General features: G+C 62.7%; 25 protein-coding genes and 1 tRNA gene. 16 read left to right on the top strand and 10 right to left on the bottom strand.

Annotated features, from left to right (window positions below; all coding sequences use genetic code 11):
* Window position 1: 1 nt before the first annotated feature.
* Both moeB and RS9916_RS12965 read right to left on the bottom strand, forming a co-directional pair.
* The gene (moeB, locus tag RS9916_RS12970; protein ID WP_007099903.1) at window positions 2-1,177 is read right to left on the bottom strand and encodes a molybdopterin-synthase adenylyltransferase MoeB; all 1,176 of its coding nucleotides are present in this window, start codon (window positions 1,175-1,177) and stop codon (window positions 2-4) included.
* Window positions 1,170-1,703, bottom strand: a complete 534-nt coding sequence (locus RS9916_RS12965; protein ID WP_083773071.1) for a M67 family metallopeptidase — start codon at window positions 1,701-1,703, stop codon at window positions 1,170-1,172. Before RS9916_RS12965 ends, moeB begins: the two co-directional genes overlap by 8 nt.
* Window positions 1,704-1,723: 20 nt before the next feature.
* Between RS9916_RS12965 and RS9916_RS12960 the strand changes: the two genes are divergently transcribed.
* Entirely contained in the window at window positions 1,724-2,113 is a 390-nt protein-coding gene (locus tag RS9916_RS12960; protein ID WP_038024654.1) for a CAAD domain-containing protein, read from the top strand.
* 1 nt (window position 2,114) lies between these two features.
* Here RS9916_RS12960 and RS9916_RS12955 read toward each other — a convergent pair whose 3' ends face one another.
* Window positions 2,115-3,110, bottom strand: coding sequence for a fructosamine kinase family protein (locus RS9916_RS12955; RefSeq protein ID WP_232199596.1), 996 nt, complete (start codon window positions 3,108-3,110; stop codon window positions 2,115-2,117).
* Between RS9916_RS12955 and crtD the strand changes: the two genes are divergently transcribed.
* Window positions 3,036-4,532 carry a C-3',4' desaturase CrtD gene (gene crtD / locus RS9916_RS12950; RefSeq protein ID WP_038023832.1) on the top strand — a complete coding sequence of 499 codons (1,497 nt, stop codon included), beginning with the start codon at window positions 3,036-3,038 and terminating at the stop codon, window positions 4,530-4,532. The genes RS9916_RS12955 and crtD overlap by 75 nt on opposite strands.
* 35 nt (window positions 4,533-4,567) lie before the next feature.
* Here crtD and RS9916_RS12945 read toward each other — a convergent pair whose 3' ends face one another.
* A complete protein-coding gene (locus tag RS9916_RS12945; RefSeq protein ID WP_038024652.1) occupies window positions 4,568-5,440 on the bottom strand; it encodes a prephenate/arogenate dehydrogenase in 873 nt (290 codons plus the stop codon).
* A gap of 96 nt (window positions 5,441-5,536) precedes the next feature.
* Here RS9916_RS12945 and RS9916_RS12940 point away from each other — a divergent pair, with 96 nt between their 5' ends.
* The 3 genes from RS9916_RS12940 to RS9916_RS12930 all read left to right on the top strand — a co-directional run bounded on the left by RS9916_RS12940 (window position 5,537) and on the right by RS9916_RS12930 (window position 7,744).
* Entirely contained in the window at window positions 5,537-6,985 is a 1,449-nt protein-coding gene (locus tag RS9916_RS12940) for a hypothetical protein (protein WP_007099897.1), read from the top strand.
* 38 nt (window positions 6,986-7,023) lie between these two features.
* Window positions 7,024-7,263 (top strand): DUF2839 domain-containing protein, encoded by a 240-nt coding sequence (locus RS9916_RS12935; RefSeq protein WP_038024651.1) that lies wholly within the window; start codon window positions 7,024-7,026, stop codon window positions 7,261-7,263.
* Between the two features lie 112 nt (window positions 7,264-7,375).
* Window positions 7,376-7,744 carry a DUF1815 family protein gene (locus RS9916_RS12930; RefSeq protein WP_007099895.1) on the top strand — a complete coding sequence of 123 codons (369 nt, stop codon included), beginning with the start codon at window positions 7,376-7,378 and terminating at the stop codon, window positions 7,742-7,744.
* 43 nt (window positions 7,745-7,787) lie between these two features.
* On the opposite strand, the gene recA is transcribed toward RS9916_RS12930, so the two are convergent.
* From recA to RS9916_RS12900, 6 genes are all read right to left on the bottom strand, one after another.
* Window positions 7,788-8,972: a recombinase RecA gene (recA, locus tag RS9916_RS12925; RefSeq protein ID WP_007099894.1), complete on the bottom strand. Its 1,185-nt coding sequence runs from the start codon at window positions 8,970-8,972 to the stop codon at window positions 7,788-7,790.
* 152 nt (window positions 8,973-9,124) lie between these two features.
* Window positions 9,125-9,895: an HAD family hydrolase gene (locus tag RS9916_RS12920; RefSeq protein WP_007099893.1), complete on the bottom strand. Its 771-nt coding sequence runs from the start codon at window positions 9,893-9,895 to the stop codon at window positions 9,125-9,127.
* A gap of 16 nt (window positions 9,896-9,911) precedes the next feature.
* Window positions 9,912-9,983, bottom strand: a tRNA-Gln gene (locus RS9916_RS12915).
* A gap of 104 nt (window positions 9,984-10,087) precedes the next feature.
* Window positions 10,088-11,764: an AAA family ATPase gene (locus tag RS9916_RS12910; protein ID WP_038023830.1), complete on the bottom strand. Its 1,677-nt coding sequence runs from the start codon at window positions 11,762-11,764 to the stop codon at window positions 10,088-10,090.
* Between the two features lie 47 nt (window positions 11,765-11,811).
* Entirely contained in the window at window positions 11,812-12,870 is a 1,059-nt protein-coding gene (locus RS9916_RS12905; protein ID WP_007099890.1) for an LdpA C-terminal domain-containing domain, read from the bottom strand.
* A 10-nt stretch (window positions 12,871-12,880) separates the two neighbouring features.
* On the bottom strand, window positions 12,881-13,342 hold the full coding sequence (locus RS9916_RS12900; protein WP_007099889.1) for an NAD(P)H-quinone oxidoreductase subunit N: 462 nt from the start codon (window positions 13,340-13,342) through the stop codon (window positions 12,881-12,883).
* A 371-nt stretch (window positions 13,343-13,713) separates the two neighbouring features.
* Here RS9916_RS12900 and rplC point away from each other — a divergent pair, with 371 nt between their 5' ends.
* Genes rplC through rplN form a run of 11 tightly spaced genes read left to right on the top strand, consistent with a single transcriptional unit; the run spans window position 13,714 to window position 18,965 of the window.
* Entirely contained in the window at window positions 13,714-14,370 is a 657-nt protein-coding gene (gene rplC, locus RS9916_RS12895) for a 50S ribosomal protein L3 (RefSeq protein ID WP_007099888.1), read from the top strand.
* Entirely contained in the window at window positions 14,370-15,005 is a 636-nt protein-coding gene (rplD, locus tag RS9916_RS12890) for a 50S ribosomal protein L4 (protein WP_007099887.1), read from the top strand. Before rplC ends, rplD begins: the two co-directional genes overlap by 1 nt.
* A complete protein-coding gene (locus tag RS9916_RS12885) occupies window positions 14,998-15,300 on the top strand; it encodes a 50S ribosomal protein L23 (protein WP_007099886.1) in 303 nt (100 codons plus the stop codon). The genes rplD and RS9916_RS12885 overlap by 8 nt, the downstream gene beginning before the upstream one ends.
* A gap of 15 nt (window positions 15,301-15,315) precedes the next feature.
* Window positions 15,316-16,179 (top strand): 50S ribosomal protein L2, encoded by an 864-nt coding sequence (gene rplB, locus RS9916_RS12880; protein WP_007099885.1) that lies wholly within the window; start codon window positions 15,316-15,318, stop codon window positions 16,177-16,179.
* A gap of 35 nt (window positions 16,180-16,214) precedes the next feature.
* The gene (gene rpsS / locus RS9916_RS12875; RefSeq protein ID WP_006854824.1) at window positions 16,215-16,490 is read left to right on the top strand and encodes a 30S ribosomal protein S19; all 276 of its coding nucleotides are present in this window, start codon (window positions 16,215-16,217) and stop codon (window positions 16,488-16,490) included.
* Between the two features lie 4 nt (window positions 16,491-16,494).
* Window positions 16,495-16,860, top strand: a complete 366-nt coding sequence (rplV, locus tag RS9916_RS12870; protein WP_007099884.1) for a 50S ribosomal protein L22 — start codon at window positions 16,495-16,497, stop codon at window positions 16,858-16,860.
* A gap of 19 nt (window positions 16,861-16,879) precedes the next feature.
* Window positions 16,880-17,611: a 30S ribosomal protein S3 gene (gene rpsC / locus RS9916_RS12865; RefSeq protein ID WP_007099883.1), complete on the top strand. Its 732-nt coding sequence runs from the start codon at window positions 16,880-16,882 to the stop codon at window positions 17,609-17,611.
* 16 nt (window positions 17,612-17,627) lie between these two features.
* Window positions 17,628-18,104, top strand: coding sequence for a 50S ribosomal protein L16 (rplP, locus tag RS9916_RS12860; RefSeq protein ID WP_007099882.1), 477 nt, complete (start codon window positions 17,628-17,630; stop codon window positions 18,102-18,104).
* A 3-nt stretch (window positions 18,105-18,107) separates the two neighbouring features.
* Window positions 18,108-18,317, top strand: coding sequence for a 50S ribosomal protein L29 (gene rpmC / locus RS9916_RS12855; protein ID WP_038023827.1), 210 nt, complete (start codon window positions 18,108-18,110; stop codon window positions 18,315-18,317).
* A gap of 19 nt (window positions 18,318-18,336) precedes the next feature.
* Complete coding sequence (rpsQ, locus tag RS9916_RS12850; RefSeq protein WP_007099880.1) at window positions 18,337-18,603, top strand: 30S ribosomal protein S17; 267 nt, start codon at window positions 18,337-18,339, stop codon at window positions 18,601-18,603.
* Window positions 18,600-18,965, top strand: a complete 366-nt coding sequence (gene rplN, locus RS9916_RS12845; protein WP_007099879.1) for a 50S ribosomal protein L14 — start codon at window positions 18,600-18,602, stop codon at window positions 18,963-18,965. The genes rpsQ and rplN overlap by 4 nt, the downstream gene beginning before the upstream one ends.

Genomic DNA, 18,965 nt, shown 5'->3' with positions numbered 1-18,965 from the left:
ATTAATAGCGGGGAACAGTGGGATCCACCTGCTGCGACCAGGCGTCGATCCCCCCGGCCACGTTGATGGCATCGATCCCATGCCCTGCCAGCAGGGCCACGGCTTTGGCGGAGCGCCCCCCGAGCTTGCAATGCACGTAAAGACTCTTGCCCGCAGCGAGGTCGCGAATCCGCTCAACCGCTTCACCGCTTTCGATCGTGGCCAGGGGAATCAATTCGGCTCCGGGGATCACCGCCACCTCCGCTTCAGGCGGATTGCGCACATCGAGCAGCACGAGGGCCTCGCCCCCATCAAGGCGCTGTTTGAGCTCCTGCACGTTGATGCTGTCCATGGCAGCCACCTCTTCAGATGCGGCGCCAGTCACGCCGCAGAACGCTTCGTAGTCAATCAGTTGCTTGACCTGAGGCCGGCCAGGGATCGGTTGCAGTTGCAACTCGCGAAAACGCATGGCCAGCCCATCGACCAGCAGCAAGCGCCCATCGAGTGGCCTGCCGATTCCAGTAATCACCTTGATGGCTTCCGTGGCCTGCAGGATCCCAATCAGACCCGGCATCACACCCAGAACACCTCCCTGGGCACAGGAGGGCACCAGACCTGGCGGTGGAGGCTCAGGCACCAGATCGCGATAGTTAGGGCTGGAGGCGGTGAGGTTGAACACGCTCACCTGCCCCTCAAATCCCTGAACAGAGCCATAGATGCAAGGTTTGCCCAACAAGGTGCACGCATCGTTAATCAGGTAGCGGCTAGGGAAGTTATCGGTGCCATCACAGACCAAGTCGTAGGAGGCCAGCAGCTCGAGAGCATTGGCTGCCGTGAGCTTCAGGTTGTGCTCCTCGACACGGCAGTGGGGGTTGAGGTCCTCAATCCGATGCCGCGCTGAGCTCGTTTTGGCCATTCCGACCGTGGCCGTGCCATGGACGACTTGTCGCTGCAGATTCGAGTGGTCGACCACATCGAAATCCACAATTCCGAGGCGGCCGACTCCGGCGGCAGCCAAGTAGAGCAGCAGAGGGGATCCCAGGCCACCACTGCCCACACACAACACGGATGCCCCCTTCAGGCAGCGTTGACCCTCAAGCCCCACCTCGGGCAGGGTCAGATGCCGGGCGTAGCGGGCCCGTTCCTCTGCGCTGAGATCAGCACTGAGGTTGGATGGGAACCCGGGGTCATCAGACACTGCGCAGTGGGAGATCACTTTCGTCAGTGTCTTTCACCAGGGCCGTGCAAAGGGCCGTCTCAGGTTCGAGCCACCAGGCCCGCAGCCGCAGGTCAGCCCCCTGAATCACCATCAACGACGGGAAGCGCAACCAGTCCCGATCGCGCCGGGATGGGGTCGCATTCCCCTGGGGGTGGGAATGGGCAGTCCCAATCACGTCGAAGCCGCGTTGCCGCGCCCAACGCTGCGCCAACAGCTGCTCCCGCGGATCCAAGGCGAACCGATTGCAACGGGACGGAGGCGGGGTGCCATCCATGCATTCCCCTACTGCTTCCGGCAACGCTGCGATGCCTGGGTGCCAGACATTGCGGCAGGGCCAGATGTGCTGGAGCAGCCACCCCGAAGGCTGCCGGCATCCCAGTAAGAGTGCACAACCCTCTTCGGGCAACGCGACCTGGAGGGTGCTGCGCAGAATGATGAGCACTTCGGGATCGAACGCCAACGACCATGGCGTTTCTGCAGGTTGACCGATACGCTCAACCAACATTTGGTTTGCGCATCAGGCTCATGAGTGAGGACACCACCGCAGTCCAGGATCCTGCAACCTCGCAGACCACCTCTGAGAGCGACGCAGGCAGCACCAGCGAAACCATCAATTTCACTGAGCGCTACAGCGAAGTGCTGGGCAAGGTGAACGCCACCCTCGACCAGGTCGACTGGAACCAGGTCGGCCGTATGGGCAAAGTGGTCGGCATTTTTGCTGCGGTGATCGTTGCCCAGATTCTGATCAAGGGCATCCTCGACACCATCAATCTCCTGCCTGTTGTTCCCGGTTTGTTGGAACTGCTGGGTGTGGTTGTTGTCGGCCAATGGAGCTGGAAAAACCTCACCACCAGCGACAAGCGCTCTGCCCTGGTGAACCGCGTCCAAACGCTGCGGAAGGAGTATCTCGGCTGATTCAGCCAAACTGCTGCTGAAGATGGCGGATGGCTTGGCGACTTTGTTGCTGATAACCACCGCCAAACAGATTGGCGTGATTGAGCAGGTGATAGAGGTTGTAGATCGCGACACGATCTGAAGCCCCTGGTGCGAGGGCCCATTCCTGCTCATATGCCGTATAGAAGGATCGGCTGAAGCCACCAAAGAGGTGGGTCATCGCGATATCCACCTCACGATCAGCCCACCAGCTGGCCGGATCAATCAAGAGGCCGCGGCCATCGCCGAGCACACCGGCATTGCCTCCCCAGAGGTCCCCGTGCACGAGAACCGGTTCGGCTCCGTGCTGGTCCAACAGCTCTGCGAGCCTGGCAAGCCAGGACTCCAGCGGCGCCAACGAAAGCCCCCAGGAGCGAGCCAACTGAAGCTGAGGACGCAACCGCAACTCCACAAATGCTTCACCCCAGTGATCTCGCCAACCGGCGGGCTGGGGGCCCAGTCCAATGAATCCATCCGTCGCCCAGCCAAAACGTCCACAACCCTGCGCAAGCGAGCGGCGGTGCAACCGAGCCAGACCACGGCCGAGAGCCTGCTGATCCCCCGATTGCTGCTCGAGCCAAGGCAGCACCAACAGAGCGGAGCCGGCTGAGTCAACCAACAGCGCCAAAGGCTCAGGCACCACCAGGTCGGCAGGATCCGCAGCGGCATGCAGCGCAGCCAAACCCATCTGCTCGGCTTCAAGCATCGCCGCGTCACCCTGCTTCGCAAACAAACAGCGACCATCGCTGAGCTGCAACCGCCAGGCCTGCTGACTGCAGCCCCCACCAAGGGCATGGCACTGATCCAGGCTGGCCCCGGCCAACAACGCCGAATCGGCCTTCAGGAGTCGTTCCAATTCAGGCTGCATCCACGGCCCCACCCGCTGCACTGCCAGCATGCCGCCATGGAGCACGACCAGGACGTGATCGTGATCGGCGGTGGCATCGCCGGTCTCACCGCTGCCGCCCTGCTCGCCCATGCAGGCACCCGCGTGACCCTGCTCGAGGCGCATCACCAACTAGGCGGCTGCGCCGGTACGTTCCGGCGAGGGCCTTACACCTTTGATGTCGGCGCCACCCAGGTCGCAGGCTTTGAGGTCGGTGGCAGCCATGCGCGCATCTTCCGCCACCTGCAGTTGCCGCTCCCCGCTGCAGAGCAGCTCGATCCCGGCTGCGTTGTGGATCTCGCCGACGGCAGTGATCCGATCAGGATTTGGCACGAGCCGACCCGCTGGCACCAGGAACGGCTGCGGCAATTTCCTGGTTCAGAACGGTTCTGGGCCCTCTGTGCCTGGCTGCACCGCCACAACTGGTCGTTTGCCGAACAGGATCCAGTGCTACCGGTCCGCAGCGGCTGGGATCTCCAGCGCACCCTGCAAGCCGTCGGACTCGGCACCCTGGCCAGCGCCCCATTCAGTCTGATGACCGTAGCGGATCTGCTGCGACTCACCGGCTGCGCTCAGCAACAACGCCTGCGCCGCTTCCTCGACCTCCAGCTGCGGCTGTACTCCCAAGAGCCCTGTGAGCGCACCGCAGCGCTCTACGGCGCCACCGTGCTGCAAATGGTGCAAGCCCCCCTGGGGCTTTGGCATCTGCAGGGATCGATGCAGGTGTTGAGCGAGCAACTCGCCGGTGCGGTGCGCCGTGACGGAGGCACGATTCAACTGCGCCAGCGGGTCACCCAGCTGGAACGCTGCGACGCGGACGGATGGCGTGTGCACAGCCAACATCCCGATGGTCGTCGCCAGAGCTTGCACTGCAACGAGTTGATCAGCAGTCTTCCGCCCCAATGCCTGCCAGCGCTGACGCCGATGCCTGAGGGATACAAGCAGCGCATCAACAGGTTGAAAGCACCGAGCGGTGCACTGGTGCTTTACGGCGCGGTGAATCGTGATTGCTTGCCTGCTGACTGCCCCGCCCACCTGCAACGGGATGGGCAGGATCCTGGCTCCCTGTTCGTGTCCATCAGCCGAGATGGAGATGGTCGTGCCCCGAAAGGTCAAGCCACCGTGATCGCCAGTGTGTTCACCGACCCAGATCGATGGGTTGATCTATCGGAAACGGAACACCAGGAACGCAAGGCCAGCGCGCTGCAGAAGATGTGCAGCACGCTCGAGCATTGGCTCGGCTTCCCGTCAGACGCCTGGAATCACGTCGAGCTCTCCACCCCCAGGGCCTTTGCCCACTGGACCGGACGGCCCCAGGGAATCGTTGGTGGGCTCGGCCAACACCCCAGCCGCTTTGGCCCCTTTGGCCTCGCCAGCCGCACGCCGATGCCTGACCTCTGGCTCTGCGGTGATTCGATCTACCCCGGAGAAGGCACTGCCGGAGTCAGCCTGTCGGCGCTGATGGCCTGCCAACAGCTAATGGCCGCGCGGGGACAATCGTTGACCCTCCGCTAAAGAAAGCGAAACGATCCGCGCGGGGGCTGACGCGATCAGAGGAACTCAGGACGCAACGCCTTGGTGTGATTCAGCACGCTCTCTAACTGCTCCCAATTGGACTCCAAAATCGCCTCTTCCAGCTGTTCCAGGCTCCAGCGGTAGGCAGCCAAACCGCGCAGAACGGCGGCGGTGTTGCGCGCGGCCATCGCCGTACCCAACTGAGGATTGCCACCGCCAACGCGGGTTGTATCGGCGAAGCCGCTGGAGGCCAGTTGTCGGGCCAACGCCAGCACGGAGGGATCCCGCTCCGATCCCACCGCTTGCAGCAACGCCGCACTGACCAACACCGGCACATGGGAAATCAAGGCCACGGCCTGGTCGTGGCGCTCAGCTTCCGCCACCAACCAGTGACTGCCCAGCGCGCGGGCAACCGCTTCCACCATGGCGAGAGCCGCCATATCAGTGCTGGGACAGGGAGTCGCCACCCAGGGACGTCCCCGGAACAGGTGATGGAGGCCGGCTTCCACACCGGATTCCGCTGTACCGGCCATCGGATGACTGGCCACAAAGTGAGGATGCAAGGCGCCCCATGTCTCCAGCACAGCCCCCTTCACCGATCCCACATCGGTCACCACGGCATCCTGTGGGAGCGCCGCGACAAGAGCGGGGTCTGGATCCAGCAGACGCTCCAACGGCAAAGCAAGAATCACCAGCTCACAACCCTGGAGAGTTTGCGGATCCGTACTGACCGCTTGCACCAATCCGCGTTCTAGGGCGCGATCCGCCGTCTCCTGCCGGTGAGCCACCCCTCGAACACGGCAACCGAGCGCCTGAAGATCAAGGCCAAGGGACCCACCGATTAAGCCAAGCCCCACCAGCCCGACCGTTGCAGGCAGTGCCGTTGTGCCAGTGGCCACGTGCTGCATCCCCTTCCACACCAATCGCATCCATGTTGGTCGACGCTGCCGCGCAACGGTCACCCACGAACAGTGGTCCTGGAGCAGCCCCACTAGGCTTTGTCGATGCTGGAAGCGCTCGCCCATCAGCATCTCAAGCACCTGCTGCAGCGGGATCAATCCACCTGGCCTCACCACCTCACCCTCAGTCGTCTGATCGCACGAGGCTTGCGGCGCCGCGATCAGGCCTTGTTCCAATTGGTTCCCGGGAGCCAGGAGCAGTGGTGGCTCGGTGTCCTCGTGCCTTTGTGCCTCCAAAGCCGCCGGGCCGTTTTAGTGCTGGAAGAGCCTCTACAGAAAAGGCTCCTGCAGCTGGAACTGCCCCGGCTGCGTGATGCAGGCTTCAAGCTGGCCTGCTGGACAGCGGAGACCCCTCCCGAAGGGGATCAACTCTGGGTGCTGTCAACGGCCAGGCTGGTGCAAGCCCATCAGCGGGGGCTGCTGAACGCCGACCACCAGCTGGTGATCCCCGAAGCCGAACACTTCAGCCAACGCCTGCGCGAGGCCTTGTCCATCACCATCGGTCCCGGCGACTGGGAACAGCTGCGCCAAGCCCATCCATGTGCTGATGCGGCGCTGCTCGACCTGCACGAACGCCTCAGCCGGCGCCTGTTTTCCCAGGCCCCCCGATGCGATGCCCAGGTGCGGCTCGATGGCAGCGAACTCCAGGCCCTCAATGATCTGGTGCGGATGCTGGGTCCGCTTCCTGATCCATGGCCCAAGCTGCTCGACACCCATGGGGATCGCTGGGTGAGCTGGGCCGCCCTCGACCATCGCCTGCTGCAGTGGCAGTGGCACCTGGATGTCCTGGAACCGCTCCAGGAACTACAAACCTTGCTGCAAGGCCAGCCCAATCTGCTGATTAGCGCCAACGGCCAGGCCGATCAGCTTCAACAGGAACTGGAGGCGACCGGGGTGGAACTGGATGTCTGCGTGCACCTGCGCGAGCCGTCGTTGCTGGAGCCGTTGCCGCTCTTCGCCCCCCGTCGCCAGCCACTCCCCAACTCGGAGATCTTTGCTGAACACCTCCTCGACCAAGCGCGTCGACTCATCCTCGGCAGAGCAGGGCTCACCGTGGTGCTACTCAACGATGACGCGCTGCGTCATCGCCTGACCAGTGAACTGGCGGGGGAATTCGGCAGCCGGGTGATCCACGAAACCACCGGCCCGGACAGCAATGGGGTGATCTGCTGCCGCTGGGAGTGGTGGCACCACCATCACCACCAGCTACCGCTCCCGGAACAACTGATCGTCGCCCTCCTCCCACTCGCCAGCCTGGAATCGCCCCTCACCGCAGCGCGGGTCGAAGCCCTCAAGCGCCAGGGACGTGACTGGTTCCGAGAACTGCTGTTGCCCGAAGCCCTCAGCCAACTGGCACCGGCCGTGTCACCGCTGCGACGCAATGGCGGCCGCCTGGCGATCCTGGATGGCAGGGTACGGAGCCGCAGCTGGGGAGAGCAGGTGCTGACGGCCCTGCAACCCTGGACACCGCTGCAAAGACTGTTGCCGCAGTGATTGCCTTTAGGCTGCTGGCCAGCCAAGAGACGCCCTGCATGGGAGAAGCCCGACGCCGCGCCAGCCAGGGTCTACCGCCCAGGAATCCGAAAACATCCAGCGGCTCATCGGAACGCGTGGTGAGCTGGCTCCCTCTGACCAAGCAGCAAACAAGCCAGTTCATGGCGATCACCACCCGGGGAGCCTGGGTCGGCATCGGCGCACTGGTGGTGCTCTGGGTGGTGGTGCGCTTTATCGGTCCAGCCGCAGGCTGGTGGACCTTGGCTGACATGCCCTAACACAACTGAGATCCAGCTGAGACAACTCCCAAGGGCCGTGTTCCCGTCCTCACACAGGCTCGCGGGAATCTAAAGGAAACATTTAAGATTCATGGGTCTATCGGCCTGCCCCATGTTTCAACGCCTGGCTCAGCAGTACCGCTCGGTGGTGAATGACCTGGTGATGAGCCTTCAAGCCCTGGCCAGCAGCCTCAAAAAGCGAGGCTTTACAGCCACCTGCTACATCTGCGAAGACGGCCGTGACGGCCAAGGAGCTTCTTTCGTGGCCGACCTGGGGGACCAGCATCTCGTCCGCTTTCTGGTGTCTGACTTCGGCATCAGCTGGGTGGAGTCGCGGAACGGCCATGAACTGGTGAAGCTCGAAGGCGCCGAAGCCATCCAGGAGCTGCAGCGCATGGCCCAGTTCCTTCAAGATCACGGGCAAGCAGCCACATCCCTGACGAGCAAAGAGATCAACGAGGTCGCTGAGCTTCCCCGCTGATCTCTCAGTAGGGCGTGATCCCTGATCCGTGCACTGCGCGCAATCAGGCGGCCGCCGAGGGTGATTTGGCATCCGCGGCAGCCCCGTCACCTCCTTTGCCAGCTGCAGCGGACGCCGCCTTCGAGGCCGAACCTCCCTTGGCTGCGGCGCTGCGCGCTGCGGCGGCAAGAGGACGCATCGAATTGGACGTGACCTCGGAACCTTCGGTGAGCTTCTGGCGCACCAACACCTCAATGGCGTCTTTGGCCTCGGGGTTTTGTTCCAACCAGCCGATGGTGTTGTCGCGCCCCTGGCCGATGTTGTCGCCTTCGTAGCTGTACCAGGCACCTTTGCGAATCACCACACCAGTTTCTTCAGCGAGGTCGAGAAGACAGCCCAGGGTGCTGATGCCGCGGCCGAACAGGATGTCAAATTCAGCGATCCGGAACGGGGGGGCCACTTTGTTCTTGGCCACTTTCACTTTGGCTCGAATGCCGTATTCCTCAGTGCCACGCTTAAGGGTCTGGATGCGGCGGATATCGAGACGCACCGAGGCATAGAACTTGAGGGCGTTACCGCCGGTCGTGGTCTCCGGGTTGCCGTAGGTGACACCGATCTTGAGACGAAGCTGGTTCAGGAAGATCACCGTGCAGCCCGACTTGCCGATGTTGCCGGTGATCTTGCGCATCGCCTGACTCATCAGCCGAGCCTGACTCCCCACCGCCAGATCTCCCATTTCCCCCTCAATCTCGGCCCGGGGTGTGAGGGCAGCAACAGAGTCGACCACCACGATGTCGACAGCAGCCGAACGCACCAGCTGATCGACAATTTCCAGCGCCATCTCACCGGTATCCGGCTGAGAGACCAACAGATTCTCGATATCGACGCCGAGGGACGCGGCATAGACCGGATCCAACGCGTGCTCTGCATCCACGAAGGCAGCCACTCCACCGCGCTTCTGCACCTCAGCGATGGCGTGAAGCGTGAGCGTGGTCTTACCGGAGCTTTCCGGGCCATAAACCTCAACAACCCGGCCCTTGGGATATCCACCGCCCAGGGCTAAGTCGAGGGTGAGGGCGCCGGTGGGAATGGTCTCGACCCGCATCCGGGACGCGTCGCCGAGGCGCATGATCGAGCCCTTGCCGAAATTGCGCTCGATCTGGCCGAGCACAAGGTTGAGGGCTTTATCGCGGTCGCCTGGGCGGGAATCGGATCCGGAGGACTGAGCGGCTTTCACGTCGACTGGCATGGCAGGAAAAGCTAAGGGGCTAACGGGCGTTACAGGCCGCAAGCAGGACGGAGCACAAAGCGCTGCAACCGGACGAGCGGAACCTGAACTGTTTATCCAGTGCCCCGGCCACGGCCAACCGTCCCATGTAGTACAGATGTACTGTTAACGAATCAGGGCCACTCCGCCAAGGGGGATGCCAGGCGGCTCAGGCCCAAAAGAGCGATCCCCTGCGGCAATCCGTCACGGTCCACCGGCCGCAGATACCCCCAATCAGCGAGAAAACAGGGAACCGCCTCGAGGCCTGGCGTTGCCAAGACCGTCTCCAACGTCGGCCTGCGATCCTCGACAAACCCGCGCAACGGTCGCTGGGACTTCAATCGCAGCAACACCTCAGGCTTGGTTCCATCCTCATGGCCAAACAAAAGAGAGGGGTGCAGATCAAAACCGTCGAGCAATTCAGCAGTGAAGCGGCGGCCTTTGGTGGTGAGCACGGCCCAGTCCACCCCGTCATCGGCCAGAGAGCGCAACCGCTCCGGCACCCCTGAGAATGGCTGATGTCGCGCCAACCAGTCACCCCGATGCGACGCGACAGCGTCCTGACGCACCTGCTCTAAGGCCTGCTGCAACTGAGGCGCCGTCCAGCCCCTGGCCTGCAGGGCCTGACTGCAGTGATCGGAGTAAGCCTCAACAAAGGCATTGACTCCCAGACGCTGCAACAGGCCATCACGATCTTGCAGGAGAGCCGCCATCAGCACCATCTCCCAACCGTGGTGAATCCAAGGACGCAGCGCCCGAAACGCAGCAGGAACACCCTCGGAGGATGAAGGGGGCTGAGACCCCGTCAGCTGAGCGCAGGCAGCACTGGCACTCCACCAGTACTCATTCATGCCATCAACGATGACGCCGTCAAAGTCGAAGACCAACAGAGGGCGATCCAACACGGAGAAGGATTCAAAACTGGGCCGCTAGGATTCGAACCTAGGAATGGCGGGACCAAAACCCGCTGCCTTACCACTTGGCGACGGCCCAACGCGCGCAATCGGCGTTCCCGGAGGACTGCTGATTGGTGCCTGAATAGTTACCCACAGCGGAGTGACCTTCGTCAATCCATTGCCGCGAAGCCTTCGACCGAATCAGGGCGGGAAAACCCGCAACCGACGCTGATCGGCCTGGCCAAACACATCGCTGCGCAGGCGATAGCGCTCCACCAGATCGGCCTGCATGCGCCGAACCTCCTCAGTGCGCGGTAGCAACTCCACGGGCCGCCCCAGAGGCACCACCACCTGTTCCACCGCCAGGCGGCACTCTTCCAACGCCGCAAACGCATCCGCGCGGTCTTCACTGCTGGCCGGGGGCGTTTGATCGGCCCGTCTGGCCAGCAAGCGCTCCAAGGCGCGCTCCACCTGGGCCAATGTGTCGGATTTGATCACCAGGATCGGAACCCGCGCCTCCCGGGCCTGACGTCGCAACCCCGGCTGCTGCCCCATGCCCTGACGCACGCTCAACACCACATCCGCCTGCTCCAACTCCTCCACCAGGCGTACCGGCCAGTCATGACGACGCGTGGCCTCCTCCACAAGACGGGGAGTGAGGCCGCAACAGAGCACCTGCAGGCCATCGAATTCGGCGCCCTCGCCGTCGTCTTGCAACGACACCGCTTCACCCTCAGCGAGGGAGAGATCAGAACCAACCGGATCAGCAGCGGGGTCTGGCGATGGCACCACAGCCAAGACTGGTTTGTCCCTGAGCAAGCCAGGGGAGGGGGAGGGGGGCGTTTGAGGGCGCCGAGGGCCCGTCCCAGCCGGCTCGATCTCGACCAGACGCACCTGGCCGTCAGGACTGAGCTCCCGCAGCTGAGCCCGCGGCGCGTGTCCCCGCAACAACAGATCCACGGTGGCACCGACGTCGGGATGGACAGCCCAGCGATGGCGTTGATGCATTTCCACCGCCAGGGGAAAGGTGGGTTCAGCCGCTCGCTCCAGCACGGTTTTCTGACTGCGGCGACGCCGCGCCTCCTCATCACCAAGGGTCACGGACTCAATTCCCCCCACCAGGTCGCAGAGGGTGGGGTTCTTAATCAGATTGGCCAGGGCATTGCCATGGGCGGTAGCCACGAGCATCACGCCCCGTTCGGCAATGGTGCGGGCAGCCTGCGCTTCGAGCTCGGTGCCGATCTCGTCGATCACGATCACCTCGGGCATGTGGTTTTCCACCGCCTCGATCATCACTTGATGCTGCAGTTCCGGCCGGGCCACCTGCATGCGCCGCGCCCGACCAATCGCGGGGTGAGGGATGTCTCCATCGCCGGCAATCTCATTGCTGGTGTCAATCACCACAACCCGCTTGCCAAGCTCATCGGCCAACACGCGAGCGATTTCCCGCAAAGCCGTGGTTTTGCCCACACCCGGCCGGCCCATCAACAGCAGCGACTCACCACTGTCGAGCAAATCCCGAACAATCGCCACAGTGCCAAACACAGCACGGCCGACTCGGCAGGTAAGGCCCACCACATCGCCGCGACGGTTGCGAATCGCACTGATGCGATGCAGGGTGCGTTCAATCCCGGCTCGATTGTCAGCCCCGAATTGACCAAGACGTTCAACAGTGGCCAGCAGCTCCTCGCGACTGAGGCAGATATCTCCAAGGGGCATGGAGCGGCCTGGGTAACGGGCCTCCGGAACCCGTCCCAGATCCAAGACCACCTCCAGCAGCTGATCCCGGCTGGACGCAGGTTCCAGCGCCACCTGCAACGGAGCCGGCAACAAAGCCAGCAAGCGATCGAGATCGTCGGTGATGCGTTCCGTGATCATCGCCAAGCCCAGCGCCCCCCAGGGACGAACGTCGCTTTGACCGCCTTCTAGCAGGCTGGTGACCCCGCACGGGCTTTCAGCCAGGGATCCACAAGTGTGCGCGCCTGCGCAAGGGCCTGTGCCCAACCTTCAGGCCAATCCACCAACCTCTCCCCCCGCTCCAAAGCCTGTTGCAACCAGGGTTGAACCAGAGCGCGTGCCTGCCCCCCAAACGCAACACCTGCGGGATGCCACCCCATCGGATGCGGCGCCTCTTGCAGCAACCTCCAAGTGCTCGCATTCGTACCTCCCGCCAGCTGCAAGGGCCCTGGCGGCGCCATCGGCCGAAGGCTTTGCCAGAGCTGAATCGCAGCCCGAGCCGTTCCGCGGCCCACATCCCCACTCATCGGTCGTCCATCCAATTGCCACAGGGGGCGCAGGCCATGCCTGCGCAACACGGAATAACGCTGCCAGAGCTCCTGGGCCAACAGCGAAGTCGTCAGACCATGCCCCTCAAGACCACAACTGACAGCAAGCCGCTTCAAAGGCTGCTGTGTACTGAGCAGCGCATCGATCGTGTGGGAAAACTCCAGCCCCCGCCCTGGAGCGGTATGGACCTCCACCGCATCAGGGGTCAGGGTGGCCAACAAACTGCCCAGATCCTCACGGCTCTGCTGGTGATCATGGGCCACGATTAACCCCAGCGGGCAAGCAGGCAAGCAACGACCACAGCCATAACAACGGGCGGCATCTACCCCCACAGTGGAGGGGAGTGAAGGAATCGCTTCAGCAGGGCAGACCCGCATGCAGGGACGCGGGCATGACGTTGGACATTGCTGAGGATCAAAGCTGGCCTTGCGAAAATGAGCATCACGGCCGTCACTGACGCTCACCATCAGCCACACATCAGCGGCACCGTGCGTCTTCGCCCAAGAGAGCCCTGCTCTGGCCTCCCGCACAACGGCAGGATCAGCAGCGACATCAACGCAATGCACTCCTGCGCATGCATAGAGAGCGCAGAGATCGCCAATGCTGAGGAGGTCTTGATTGCTGGCACCACAAATCAGCTTCACCCAGGTGCCATTCAGAAGCGCCTGCTCGGCACGACAGGGACGGGAGCGGGTCACCCGTTATCGCTCAAGCACCAAGAAGACTGGGCATGGATTGCCAACGCAGGTTGCGGGCACCGCCCATCTCAACCACCACTTTCAAACGGGGCTCGCGCTCGCACAGGGAACAGAGCGAGAGCAATTCAGAGCGCGAAAGAACCTGGCCTTCAAGCAACCAGATCACAACTGGCTTCTCGCCAAGAAGGCGCTCTCCAAGAAGAGGCATGACCTCTTGCACCTCACCGACAGCGGCACCACGCCCCACGCTCTGATGCCCGAGGTGAGGAGGTCGCACACCGTGCTTCTCGAATAAGTAGACCTCTATATCTCCAAGTCCACGCGCCGAGGTGATGTGAGTGTTGTAGCCAGCAGCACGCAAACGACGGAGCAGCCTGGTTTCCGCTCCACCTTCCAGTGGAACGTGGACCGCCATGCAGCCTGCGGCCTCCAGCTCGCGGCGGAATCCCCGGCCAGAGAGGAGCAGAGGCATGGACCCAAAACGGCTGGTTGGGAGTCTGGCAGTTGAAGAGCCCACTAAGAGAGGTGTCGGGCTGTGGTGTAGTGTTTTTGTTTGCTTCGTGTTTCTGTGCCCGTCCGCTAGCCGGGCCTCCAGATCGCAAAGCAGGTTCGGCGATTGCGCCGGATCCCAGGCCAGAGCAGTGAGGGTTCGCCCAATCTGCCGGGAAACTGACCGACAACTTCGGAAAAGTCCCAGCCCGCTGATTCGCTCGCTAGCTCCATCCAGAAGAAATGCCTCGCTTTGCGAGCGCACTCCTTCGGTCACGACTGCGTCACCACGATCAGCACCCCAGCCCCCGTTCCTGGAACGGAGGCCGTCCACGCTGGCGTTCTTACCTCCCCATGTCCATCGGCATCCTTGGGAAGAAGCTGGGTATGTCCCAGTTCTTCGACGAGCAAGGCAAAGCCGTCCCGGTCACTTTGATCGAGGCGGGCCCTTGCCGCATCACCCAGCTCAAAACATCTGAAACAGACGGCTATTCCGCCGTTCAGATCGGCTTCGGCGAAACGCGCGACAAGCTGATCAACAAACCCGCCAAGGGTCACCTCGCCAAGTCCGGCGAGGAACTTCTGCGCCACCTCAGCGAATACCGCGTCGATGACGTCAGCGGTTTCGAACTGGGCAACCAAGTCACCGTTGGTGATTTCGAAGCTGGCCAGAAAGTGGACGTGAGCGGCGACAGCATGGGTCGCGGCTTCGCGGGTTATCAGAAGCGCCACGGCTTCAGCCGCGGTCCAATGACCCACGGCTCCAAGAACCACCGCGAGCCTGGTTCAACCGGCGCCGGCACCACGCCCGGCCGGATCTATCCAGGCAAGCGGATGGCTGGTCGCTACGGCGGCAAGAAAATCACCACTCGTGGCCTGACCATCATCAAGGTGGACAGCGAGCGCAACCTGCTGGTGGTGAAAGGCAGCGTTCCCGGCAAGCCCGGTTCCCTGCTCAACATCCGCCCCGCAAACCGGGTGGGTGCCAAGCCTGCCAATGGAGGTAAGTGATGGCTAATTGCGTCGTAAAAGACTGGCAGGGCAAAGACGCTGGCAAGGCCAGCCTCGAGCTGAAGGTGGCCAAGGAAACCACCGCCAACGACCTGATGCACCGTGCTGTGCTGCGTCAGCAGGCCCACAGCCGTCAGGGAACCGCCAGCACCCTCACCCGAGCTGAAGTTCGTGGTGGCGGCCGCAAGCCCTACAAGCAAAAGGGAACTGGCCGCGCCCGTCAGGGTTCGATCCGCACTCCCCTTCGCCCCGGTGGCGGCATCGTCTTCGGACCGAAGCCCCGGACCTACAACCTGGCGATGAACCGCAAGGAACGTCGTCTTGCCCTGCGCACCGCACTGATGGCGCGTGTTGAGGACCTGGTGGTGGTGAAGGATTTCGGAACCAACCTTGAGGCCCCCAAAACCCGCGAAATCACCGACGCCCTTGGTCGTCTCGGCATCGCCGCAGACGCAAAGGTGTTGCTCGTTCTCACCAATCCCTCCGAAGTGGTGCGCCGCTCCGTGCGCAACCTGGAGAAGGTGAAGCTGATTGCCGCGGATCAACTCAACGTCTTCGATCTGCTCAACGCCAACAACCTGGTGGTGGGTGAGACCGCACTCGCAACGATTCAGGAGGTCTACGGCGATGACTGAGCGCTTCACCGGACGTCTGGCCGATGTGATCCGCCGCCCGCTGATCACCGAAAAGGCCACCCGCGCACTGGAACTGAACCAGTACACCTTCGAGGTGGATCCTCGCGCCGCCAAGCCCGACATCAAAGCCGCCATTGAGCAGCTGTTCGATGTCAAGGTCACAGGCATCAGCACCATGAACCCACCCCGTCGCGCCCGTCGCGTCGGTCGCTTCGCCGGCAAACGCGCCCAGGTGAAGAAGGCTGTGGTGCGCCTGGCCGAGGGCAACTCCATCCAACTCTTCCCTGAGTCCTGAGGGGTCTGAAACGTCATGGCAATCCGTACATTCCGCCCCTACACCCCCGGTACCCGCACCCGGGTGGTCACCGACTTCAGCGAAGTCACCGGCCGCAAGCCGGAACGCTCTCTTGTGGTGGCCAAGCACCGCCGCAAGGGTCGTAACAACCGCGGTGTGATCACCTGCCGTCACCGTGGCGGCGGTCACAAGCGCCTGTATCGCGTGGTGGATTTCCGCCGCAACAAGCACGGCGTTCCCGCAAAGGTCGCAGCCATCCACTACGACCCGCACCGCAATGCGCACCTCGCGCTGCTCTTCTACACAGACGGGGAAAAGCGCTACATCCTGGCTCCTGCTGGTGTGACCGTCGGTCAGACCGTGGTCTCCGGACCCGAGTCACCGATCGAGAACGGCAACGCCCTGCCCCTCTCCGCCATCCCCCTCGGCTCCAGCGTTCACTGCGTTGAGCTCTATGCCGGTCGTGGTGGACAGATGGTGCGGACCGCCGGTGCCAGCGCCCAGGTGATGGCCAAGGAAGGCGACTATGTCGCTCTGAAGTTGCCCTCCACTGAGGTGCGCCTTGTCCGCCGCGAGTGCTACGCCACCCTCGGCGAAGTGGGCAACTCCGAAATCCGCAACACCAGCCTCGGCAAGGCCGGACGTCGTCGTTGGCTCGGCCGTCGTCCTCAGGTCCGAGGCAGTGTGATGAACCCCTGCGATCACCCCCACGGTGGTGGTGAGGGACGCGCACCCATCGGTCGCTCCGGTCCTGTGACTCCCTGGGGCAAACCCGCCCTCGGCCTCAAGACCCGCAAGCGGAACAAGCCCAGCAATAAGTTCGTCCTCCGCAAGCGTCGTAAGACCTCCAAGCGGAGCCGTGGCGGACGCGATTCCTGATGCAAATCACTGTTCTGCTTTTCGCTTAAACCGCCATGGGACGTTCACTCAAAAAAGGCCCTTTCATCGCTGACAGCCTGCTTCGCAAGGTTGAAAAGCAAAATGCGGCCGACGACAAGTCCGTCATCAAGACCTGGTCACGGGCTTCGACCATCCTGCCGATGATGATCGGCCACACCATCGCCGTCCACAACGGCAGGACCCACGTGCCGGTCTTCGTGACCGAGCAAATGGTGGGTCACAAGCTGGGCGAATTCGCCCCGACCCGCACCTTCAAGGGCCACATCAAAGACAAGAAAGGAGGCCGCTGAGACCATGACCACGTCATCCCCAACAGCCCCCACCGCTCAGGCCCACGGTCGCTTCATCCGCGGTTCCGTGTCGAAGGTGCGGCGGGTCCTCGATCAGATCCGCGGTCGCAGCTATCGCGACGCGCTGATCATGCTCGAGTTCATGCCTTACCGCTCCACTGGCCCGATCACCAAAGTTCTGCGTTCGGCAGTCGCCAACGCCGAACACAACCTGGGCATGGATCCTTCCACCCTGGTGATCACCACTGCGACCGCCGACATGGGTCCTTCCATGAAGCGGTATCGGCCCCGTGCCCAAGGCCGGGCTTACCAGATCAAGAAGCAGACCTGCCACATCAGCATCGCTGTGGCAGCCCAGACCGACTCCTGACCCCCGAGCACACCGACTGATGGGACACAAAATCCATCCAACCGGCTTACGCCTGGGGATCACCCAGGAGCACCGGTCCCGCTGGTATGCCTCCAGCAAAAACTATCCCTCTCTTCTTCAGGAAGACGATCGGATCCGCAGGTTCATCCACAAGAAGTACGGCTCCGCCGGCATCAGCGATGTGCTGATCGCTCGCAAAGCTGATCAACTTGAGGTTGAGCTGAAAACAGCACGCCCCGGCGTGTTGGTAGGCCGCCAAGGCAGCGGCATTGAAGAGCTGCGCAGCGGCATCCAGAAGACCGTCGGTGATAACAGCCGTCAGGTCCGCATCAATGTCGTTGAGGTGGAACGCGTCGACGCTGACGCTTTCCTGCTTGCTGAGTACATCGCCCAGCAACTGGAAAAACGCGTGGCCTTCCGCCGCACCATCCGCATGGCCGTGCAACGGGCCCAGCGCGCTGGCGTCCTCGGCCTGAAAATTCAGGTGAGTGGCCGTCTGAATGGTGCGGAAATCGCCCGTACCGAATGGACCCGCGAAGGTCGTGTGCCTCTGCACACCCTCCGCGCAGACATTGATTACGCCACCAAAGTGGCCAGCACCACCTACGGCGTGCTGGGCATCAAGGTGTGGGTGTTCAAAGGCGAGGTGCTGGGTGATGAAGCCCGGCAGCAACTGCCAGTGGGGGCAACCCCGCGGCGCCGGGCCGGTCGCAGGCCCCAACAGTTCGAAGACCGCTCTAACGAGGGTTGAACAGGAGGCCTGAACCATGCTGAGTCCAAAACGCGTCAAATTCCGTAAGCAGCAGCGCGGCCGCATGCGCGGCGTCGCCACCAGAGGCAACACCATTGCCTTTGGTCAGTTCGCACTGCAGGCCCAGGAGTGCGGCTGGATCACCTCGCGTCAGATCGAGGCCAGCCGTCGTGCCATGACCCGCTACGTCAAGCGGGGCGGCAAGATCTGGATCCGGATCTTCCCCGACAAGCCGATCACCATGCGTCCTGCTGAAACCCGGATGGGTTCCGGTAAGGGCAACCCAGAATTTTGGGTGGCCGTGATCAAGCCGGGCCGGATTCTGTTCGAGATGGGTGGTGATGAAATCACCCCCGAAATCGCACGGGAAGCCATGCGCCTTGCGCAATACAAGCTGCCTGTGAAGACCAAGTTCATCACCCTGGAAGACCAGGAGAAAGCCGCCGAAGGCAGTGATGCCAAGGCTGCGTCCACCGCATCCGTGGAGGCCTGATTGATGGCACGCCCTAACGCATCCGAGCTGCGTCAACTCTCCGACGCAGACATCAATGATCAGATCGACGGCCTGCGTCGCGAACTGTTCGAACTCCGTTTTCAGCAGGCCACGCGCCAGCTGGGCAACACGCACCGCTTCAAGGAGAGCCGCATCAAGCTGGCTCAATTGCTGACGGTGCAATCGGAGCGCCAGCGCTCCACTGCTTCCTGATCCCTAAGGAGAACCATCCATGGCACTCAAAGAAAGGGTCGGCACCGTCGTCAGCGACAAGATGGACAAAACGGTGGTGGTCGCGGTGGAGAACCGCTTCCCCCACCCCATCTATCAAAAGACGGTGAGCCGCACCACCCGTTACAAGGCTCACGACGAAGGCAACAACTGCCGCGTTGGCGACAGGGTTCGCATTACTGAGACCCGTCCCATGAGCCGTCACAAGCGCTGGGCCATCGCCGAGGTGCTCAGCCACAGCCCCAAGGCTGAGGAGGCCGCGAAATGATTCAGCAGGAAACCTTCCTCACCGTCGCTGACAACAGCGGCGCCAAGCGCATCCAGTGCATCCGCGTGCTGGGGAGCAACCGTCGCTACGCCCACGTGGGCGATGTGATCGTGGCTGCCGTCAAGGACGCCATGCCCAACATGGGTGTGAAGAAGTCCGATGTGGTCAAGGCCGTTGTGGTGCGCACCAAAGCCACCATGCGTCGCGACACCGGCAACTCCATCCGCTTTGACGACAACGCGGCGGTGATCATCAACGCCGACAACAACCCCAAGGGAACCCGCGTCTTTGGTCCCGTTGCCCGTGAACTGCGCGAGCGCAACTTCACCAAGATCGTTTCCCTCGCACCGGAGGTGATCTGA

It is taken from the genome of Synechococcus sp. RS9916, from assembly GCF_000153825.1.
Classification (GTDB): Bacteria; Cyanobacteriota; Cyanobacteriia; order PCC-6307; family Cyanobiaceae; genus Synechococcus_C.
This window is presented reverse-complemented; position numbering and strand designations above follow the sequence as displayed.

What these genes read in the sequence shown, in the direction of transcription:
- RS9916_RS12965 (WP_083773071.1), bottom strand. Translation starts at nt 1,703, where the DNA reads ATGTTGGTTGAGCGTATCGGTCAACCTGCAGAAACGCCATGGTCGTTG.
- RS9916_RS12960 (WP_038024654.1), top strand. Translation starts at nt 1,724, where the DNA reads ATGAGTGAGGACACCACCGCAGTCCAGGATCCTGCAACCTCGCAGACC.
- crtD (WP_038023832.1), top strand. Translation starts at nt 3,036, where the DNA reads ATGGAGCACGACCAGGACGTGATCGTGATCGGCGGTGGCATCGCCGGT.
- RS9916_RS12955 (WP_232199596.1), bottom strand. Translation starts at nt 3,110, where the DNA reads ATGGGCGAGCAGGGCGGCAGCGGTGAGACCGGCGATGCCACCGCCGAT.
- RS9916_RS12945 (WP_038024652.1), bottom strand. Translation starts at nt 5,440, where the DNA reads ATGCAGCACGTGGCCACTGGCACAACGGCACTGCCTGCAACGGTCGGG.
- RS9916_RS12940 (WP_007099897.1), top strand. Translation starts at nt 5,537, where the DNA reads ATGCTGGAAGCGCTCGCCCATCAGCATCTCAAGCACCTGCTGCAGCGG.
- RS9916_RS12935 (WP_038024651.1), top strand. Translation starts at nt 7,024, where the DNA reads ATGGGAGAAGCCCGACGCCGCGCCAGCCAGGGTCTACCGCCCAGGAAT.
- RS9916_RS12930 (WP_007099895.1), top strand. Translation starts at nt 7,376, where the DNA reads ATGTTTCAACGCCTGGCTCAGCAGTACCGCTCGGTGGTGAATGACCTG.
- recA (WP_007099894.1), bottom strand. Translation starts at nt 8,972, where the DNA reads ATGCCAGTCGACGTGAAAGCCGCTCAGTCCTCCGGATCCGATTCCCGC.
- RS9916_RS12910 (WP_038023830.1), bottom strand. Translation starts at nt 11,764, where the DNA reads ATGATCACGGAACGCATCACCGACGATCTCGATCGCTTGCTGGCTTTG.
- RS9916_RS12900 (WP_007099889.1), bottom strand. Translation starts at nt 13,342, where the DNA reads ATGCCTCTGCTCCTCTCTGGCCGGGGATTCCGCCGCGAGCTGGAGGCC.
- rplC (WP_007099888.1), top strand. Translation starts at nt 13,714, where the DNA reads ATGTCCATCGGCATCCTTGGGAAGAAGCTGGGTATGTCCCAGTTCTTC.
- rplD (WP_007099887.1), top strand. Translation starts at nt 14,370, where the DNA reads ATGGCTAATTGCGTCGTAAAAGACTGGCAGGGCAAAGACGCTGGCAAG.
- RS9916_RS12885 (WP_007099886.1), top strand. Translation starts at nt 14,998, where the DNA reads ATGACTGAGCGCTTCACCGGACGTCTGGCCGATGTGATCCGCCGCCCG.
- rplB (WP_007099885.1), top strand. Translation starts at nt 15,316, where the DNA reads ATGGCAATCCGTACATTCCGCCCCTACACCCCCGGTACCCGCACCCGG.
- rpsS (WP_006854824.1), top strand. Translation starts at nt 16,215, where the DNA reads ATGGGACGTTCACTCAAAAAAGGCCCTTTCATCGCTGACAGCCTGCTT.
- rplV (WP_007099884.1), top strand. Translation starts at nt 16,495, where the DNA reads ATGACCACGTCATCCCCAACAGCCCCCACCGCTCAGGCCCACGGTCGC.
- rpsC (WP_007099883.1), top strand. Translation starts at nt 16,880, where the DNA reads ATGGGACACAAAATCCATCCAACCGGCTTACGCCTGGGGATCACCCAG.
- rplP (WP_007099882.1), top strand. Translation starts at nt 17,628, where the DNA reads ATGCTGAGTCCAAAACGCGTCAAATTCCGTAAGCAGCAGCGCGGCCGC.
- rpmC (WP_038023827.1), top strand. Translation starts at nt 18,108, where the DNA reads ATGGCACGCCCTAACGCATCCGAGCTGCGTCAACTCTCCGACGCAGAC.
- rpsQ (WP_007099880.1), top strand. Translation starts at nt 18,337, where the DNA reads ATGGCACTCAAAGAAAGGGTCGGCACCGTCGTCAGCGACAAGATGGAC.
- rplN (WP_007099879.1), top strand. Translation starts at nt 18,600, where the DNA reads ATGATTCAGCAGGAAACCTTCCTCACCGTCGCTGACAACAGCGGCGCC.